Annotated in this window: 5 protein-coding genes; 1 reads left to right on the top strand and 4 read right to left on the bottom strand. The window is 66.3% G+C overall.

Translation table 11 applies throughout. The annotated features are described in order from the left end of the window. Positions 1–71 precede the first annotated feature (71 nt). The 3 genes from VGF64_03625 to VGF64_03615 form a co-directional block, all read right to left on the bottom strand. The gene (locus tag VGF64_03625) at positions 72–836 is read right to left on the bottom strand and encodes a methyltransferase domain-containing protein (protein HEY1633823.1); all 765 of its coding nucleotides are present in this window, start codon (positions 834–836) and stop codon (positions 72–74) included. A gap of 189 nt (positions 837–1,025) precedes the next feature. Further along, positions 1,026–1,952 carry a nucleoside hydrolase gene (locus tag VGF64_03620; protein HEY1633822.1) on the bottom strand — a complete coding sequence of 309 codons (927 nt, stop codon included), beginning with the start codon at positions 1,950–1,952 and terminating at the stop codon, positions 1,026–1,028. Next, positions 1,949–2,770: a ribokinase gene (locus VGF64_03615; GenBank protein HEY1633821.1), complete on the bottom strand. Its 822-nt coding sequence runs from the start codon at positions 2,768–2,770 to the stop codon at positions 1,949–1,951. The genes VGF64_03620 and VGF64_03615 overlap by 4 nt, the downstream gene beginning before the upstream one ends. 182 nt (positions 2,771–2,952) lie before the next feature. On the opposite strand from VGF64_03615, the gene VGF64_03610 reads away from it, so the two are divergent. Next, complete coding sequence (locus tag VGF64_03610) at positions 2,953–3,396, top strand: SRPBCC family protein (protein ID HEY1633820.1); 444 nt, start codon at positions 2,953–2,955, stop codon at positions 3,394–3,396. A gap of 64 nt (positions 3,397–3,460) precedes the next feature. Here the strand turns inward: VGF64_03610 and VGF64_03605 are convergent, their stop codons facing one another. Then, positions 3,461–4,312 (bottom strand): alpha/beta hydrolase family protein, encoded by an 852-nt coding sequence (locus tag VGF64_03605; GenBank protein ID HEY1633819.1) that lies wholly within the window; start codon positions 4,310–4,312, stop codon positions 3,461–3,463. Between the last annotated feature and the right edge of the window lie 1,259 nt (positions 4,313–5,571).

The following is a 5,571-nucleotide window of genomic DNA, read 5'->3' as shown; positions in this document are numbered from 1 at the left end:
GCTCGCCGGATGCGCCGGTAGCGCCAAGGCGCCGTGTCTTGTCTGTCCCGAGGTGTAGGACGGGCGCAGCCTCACGCACCGGCCGTCGCCATGAAGCTGACAATGGGCGGCCATTCGAGATAAGCGTCCCAGAAGCCCGGGGAGAAGGCGGCCAGGCCCTCGGAGGATGCCTCAGGCATAAACCAGTCGAACGACGTGAAGCCGGCTGCTGTGAACTCGTCCCGGTAGACGGCGGTCGGCAAGTAGTAATTGTCGAGTTCGAACGCCGTGCCGTCGGGGTTGAAGAAGCGGTAGGTGATGATGCTGCCCTCAACCGGCTCGGCTGCGCCGATCTTCACGAAGCCGTATGGCCGATACCGGTCATAGTGAGCTGGCGGGTTGTCGGGGTAGTCGTTGGAGCCAACGACGAGGCCGCCAGGCCGGAGAAGGTGGGCCACGCTCTCGATGAGAGCGCGAAGCTCGGCACGGCTGCGGGCGTAGTTGAAGAGGTAGGAGCAGAAGGCGAGGTCGAACCGCTGATCGATATCGACGGTCGCCACATCCGCCAGGACGTACTCGACGCCGATCGGCATGGCTGCCTCCGCCCGGCGGGCCAGGGTGATCATCTCGGCGGAGATGTCCACCCCGACCACCCGAGTGGCTCCCCGCTGCATGAGCTTGCGGGTGTATATGCCCTCACCGCAGGCCAGGTCGACGACTGATCGTCCGGTCAGCTCGGGGAGGAGCCTGAAGGTCGTGTACTCCTCCACGTGGAGGCGGAATGGGAGCAGCTTCGATTCCTGGTAGTCGGGCGCGATTCGGTCGTACTCCTCCGCCACGTGGTCGAAGTCGGTCACTTCGGACAGAGTACTGCCGGTCGGGTTAATGCAGCTGACGACGGTGAGGACAACCCGGCTGGCGAGCCAGGCATGTGCAGCTCAAATCAGGCACGGTGACCTTCGCGCCGGCGTCGCTCCACATTTGACCTTCAGCCCAAGCGAGCAGCCGGGGAGGCACGCTTGGGGCCAGACCAATGAGATGACTTGTCAACCGAGACCCACGATCCGCTCGATGAGGAGCTCGAAGAAGCGCTCAACGTTGACGTCCACCACGACATGACAATTCGGCTGCCAGCCCATCCCGCCCCAAAGGTCGACGTATGTGCGGCCCCGCGAGAGCTCAGGACCAGTGTCGACAATAAGGCCACAGTGCCTTGTCTCGAATAGCGTCGGAGCGATCACGAGGGCTACGGCCAGAGCGTCGTGCACGGGCGCCCCGTCCCAGCCGTAGTGGCGCCGGTGAAACTGGGCGTAGAAGCCGTACAGGTCGGCGACAAGCCTCCCGGCGCGCCCAGCCCCCGCGAGCAGGTCGGCGTGCCTCTGTGTCATGAGCGCCTTGTGGGTCACATCGAGCCCGAGCATCGCCACCTCGGGTCGGCTCGAGAAGACACGATTCGCCGCTTCGGGGTCGGCCCAGATGTTGAACTCTGCCGCGGGCGTCACGTTGCCGAGCCCGATCGAGCCGCCCATCAATACGATGCGCTCCACCTTGGGCTCGAGCTCGGGGTAGCGGGCGAGGAAGAGGGCGATGTTTGTCAGGGGGCCTGTCGGAACGAGGGTGACAGGGGTCGGCGCCGCGGCGAGGGCCTCGGCGATCCAGTCCACAGCGTGCTCGGGCTCGGGCCCCCGGCCTGGTGGTGGCAAGCTCGGACCGTCCAGTCCGGTTTCGCCATGGACCTGGGTGGCGACGTGTGGTTCGCGAACGAGCGGACTCGGCGCCCCGGCGGCGACAACGACATCGTCGCGCCCGACATGGTCGAGGACACGAATCGCGTTCGCGGTCGTCTTCTCGAGCGTCTGATTGCCAGACACCGTGGTGACGCCAAGCAGCCCGACCTCGGGGCTGGCGAGGGCAAGCAGCAGTGCAATCGCGTCGTCATGGCCCGGGTCGCAGTCGAGGATGATCTGGGTCATGAGCCGAGCACCTCGTCTATCTCGGCAGTTGTGGGCAAGGACGGCTGTGCTCCGGTGCGCGAGGCGGCAAGCGCACCAGCGGCGCAGGCCCGGCTGAGGCCTTCTCCGCGCTGCCGACCTTCGAGAAGAGATACGACGAGGGCAGCGCAGAAGGCGTCGCCGGCTCCGGTGCCGTCCACCACCTCGACCGAGGGCGGAGCGGCGCGGGCCACCTCCTTCCCGGCCTCGAGCAGCACCGCCCCCTCGGCCCCGAGCGTGAGCGCGACGAGCCCTCTGTGACTGCCGACAACCTCGTGCTCGTAACGGTTGACCACGAGCAGGTCGGGTTCGAGCTCGAGGCGGCCGCGGGCCGGTGCAGCGTTCAAACAGAAGAAGGGCGCCCCCGAGGCCGCGGCGGCGATCACCGGGGTAGGGATCTCCTGCTGGCAGATGACCACGTCAGCCTCCCCCACGTCGATGTCGCCCGGCTCGAGGCGCCCGTTCGCCCCCGGCGCCACGACGATGACGTTGGCTCCGTCGCTGTCGACGAGGATCAGGGCGACGCCGCTCGCCCCCTCGTCGCGCACGACGCCGCTAGTGTCGATGCCCTCCCACTGCAGCGAGCGCAGCACGAGGTCGTCGCTTCCGATGCGGCCGACAAATCTCGTACGGGCGCCCAGCCGCGCCGCAGCGACGGCCTGGTTCGCTCCCTTCCCTCCTGCAAAGCGCTCGAAGACGGCATCGCTGACCGTCTCGCCCGGCCGCGGTAGCCGCTGGCAGCGGGCGACGAGGTCGACGTTCGCCGACCCGACGACGGTGACCCGCGGCAAGGACCCCATGCCCCTCGATCCTATGGGCGGGCTGGCGCGTCGGCAGCCCCGCACCCCTGCGAACACAACAACGCAGGTCCTTGTCAGGAACTCAGGGGGGCCTGGAGACGTCGCCCCAATTCGACGCGTGCGGGCCCGTGGGCCACCAACGACCACGATGTCTCACACGCGAGATAGTGTCGGAGCCGGCCATGTTCGTCGTGGAAGCTACCCAAGAGATCGACGCCACGGCCGAGGACGTGCTCGGTCTGGTCATGGACATCGACCGCTACCGCCAAGTAGACCACAAGATTCGGCGAGTTCGCCGATTGGAGCGTCACGGCGATGAGGTCGTCGCCTCAATGTGGACACGAGTTAGAGGCGTGCCCGCGCCGGCCACCCAGCGCATGCGGCTCACACCGAGAGAGCGGATCGACGTCACCAACGAGCCGTCTTGGCGGGATCGACTCGTCGAGTTCCACGGCGAGTTCATCTGCGCGCCGGCGCCTGCCGGCGTGCGAGTGACCCATCGCTACAGCTTCAACTTCAAAGGAGCAGGCCGCTTGTTTGAGCCGCTCCTGCACAGCTGGCTAGAGCGGGACATCGAAGCCGAGGTGACCCGGATGCGGACGCTGTTGGAGTCCGGCGGCGCCTAGCCGCTAGCGACCTCGTGGTGATTCACGAGATTCCGACAACCTGAGCGAGGTTTGCATCGCCGCCTCAGTGCGGGCGCATGAGCAGCGCGACCATTTGAGGCAGCGCCCAATGCAGGTCAGCCTGCCAGTAGGGCCAGTCGTGCATGCCGCCCAAATAGAAGTCGTCATGGTGTGGTACACCCGCTGAGTCCAACGCCCTTACGAACTGGAGGTTCATCTGGAAGATGCCGTTCTCCAGGGCATATCCGCCCGGGTTGGTCGGCTCCTCCCCCTGACTGCCACCTGGCGTCCCTGTCCCCGAGGCGATGAACAGCTGCGTGCCCGCCAGCCGGCTGGCCAGCGCAGTGGGATTGTGGGCTGCCCAGGTGGAAGCGTCGGCCAGCTGATTGCCCCACACCTGCTCGTTCGGCGTACCGTACTGACTGCGGAGCTGGTCGAAAACGACTCCGCTTGCCGGCGCACCGTATTGGGTGTCCACTGCGCCCGAGAAGCTGGCGGCGGCCCGAAACATCCCGGGGTGGCGCGCCGCGTAGCTCATGGCGCCGAAGCCTCCCATCGACAGCCCTGCAATGGCATCGTCGCCGACAATTGTCCGCAGTTGGTGGTCGACCCACGACCTAAGCACTCCCAAGTGGTACGTCTCCCATTGATAAGTGCCGTCGAACCAGTTCGAGTACCACCCGGCAAGCGAATTATGGCCGGCATCGGGCATCACGATTATCACGGGGAATCCCGCCGAGAAGGCGGTGACATCGGTCTTCGTTGTCCACGCCGTGTAGGTGTCGCCCGCGCCATGCAGGAGGTAAAGCACCGGGTACCGGTGATGCCCACGGTCATAGCCGACGGGCAGGAGGATCCTGACGTGATGTCGGTCACGTTTAGCCCGGCTGGCACTGGTACAGCCGTGTCCACGCACCGGGGGGTCGGGCACGTCGAGCTGGCGCCTGAGTTCGGCGCCGCGACGGCTGTGACCCCCAAGGTGACGACCAAGGCAGCCAGCCAGCGCCGCATAGGGGAAGGTTCGTTGACCAGGGGTGACCCTCCTGCCGCCGTGGCAGGAGGGAGGCGTCTAAAGGGGCGGTGGGCCGTTATGACCGCGGAGCCACCCCGCTGGTGGTCGCGTCGAAGGATCGCCGGCTCCGACCACTGCCGACCTGGGAGAATTGTGTCGAGGTTGACGCCCGACACAATGTGATCTCCGCGACCGTCGGCGAGGTTTACATCGGAGTGGCTCAGGGCTGCCTCTCTCGCGCACGTTCGCGACATCTCGGGCCTGTTCACGGTGATCTCGCAGACGTCATCCATCGACAGGCGCCAAGGCGCGCCGTGGCGGCGAAGGACCAGTTCAGATGAGCGAGGTCAACACCCTCGCTCCCCCGGGGCCCCCTAGGGACATTAAGAAACATTGGCCTGGACCAGTGTTCGCTAACGTTCCCGGACGCCCGGAGCTCCCCTACTCACTGACCTGCCCTTTACCCATCGGGGAGGTGACGGCGCCCAAGCGGACGCAATGAGGCAGATCCACGTTGAGGGGGCGACCCTCTCCCTTGGTCAGGACCACCCCATCTGTTTCGATCCCCAGGCCCGCGACGTCTATGTTGCCCGCGGGCGAGCGCTCGGCTTCCGTGGCGTCTGTCCCCGACCGGCACATATCGGTGACGCGCCGACGGAGAGTGTGGCCGATTGTTCTGGGACAGTCGCCGAGGGCGAACGATGACCGGGTATCGCTGCCAGCGCCGTCGCGACCATGACGCGAGGTAGCTGCTCAACGGCACCCGGCGCCACGAGTCGGACCTCCCTGACCCGGCCTGGTCATCACTTGGGGTCAAGAGGCCCCGAGTTCAAATCTTGGCACCCCGACACAACCCCCGGAGCCTCAGACTCGGGCGATTCGACCCAGACAGCGCAGCAGCAGGGTCCAGCAAGCGCGCAGCGGGGTCTGGGGACTGCAGTGGCCAGCATTAGGCCCGAGCGGTACCGACATTCATACTGAGCGCGGGGAGCTATCGGTTGCGACGCCAGCCCGGAGGGCGGCGGGGCGAGATGGGAAATTCGTCACTTCGGACAACTTCTTTCCTTTCCAACAGACGCCCGCTGTCACATACTTGGAAGGACGGCTTGCAAGGGAACGCTGCCCAGTCCAGCGGGTGACTGGGGGCTGTTGGCACAGTGCCC

It is taken from the genome of Acidimicrobiales bacterium, from assembly GCA_036491125.1.
In the GTDB taxonomy this organism is placed as follows: domain Bacteria; phylum Actinomycetota; class Acidimicrobiia; order Acidimicrobiales; family AC-9; genus AC-9.
The sequence above is the reverse complement of the archived record's forward strand: the minus strand, read 5'-3'. Positions and strand labels throughout refer to the sequence as shown.

What these genes read in the sequence shown, in the direction of transcription:
- VGF64_03620 (HEY1633822.1), bottom strand. Translation starts at nt 1,952, where the DNA reads ATGACCCAGATCATCCTCGACTGCGACCCGGGCCATGACGACGCGATT.
- VGF64_03615 (HEY1633821.1), bottom strand. Translation starts at nt 2,770, where the DNA reads ATGGGGTCCTTGCCGCGGGTCACCGTCGTCGGGTCGGCGAACGTCGAC.
- VGF64_03610 (HEY1633820.1), top strand. Translation starts at nt 2,953, where the DNA reads ATGTTCGTCGTGGAAGCTACCCAAGAGATCGACGCCACGGCCGAGGAC.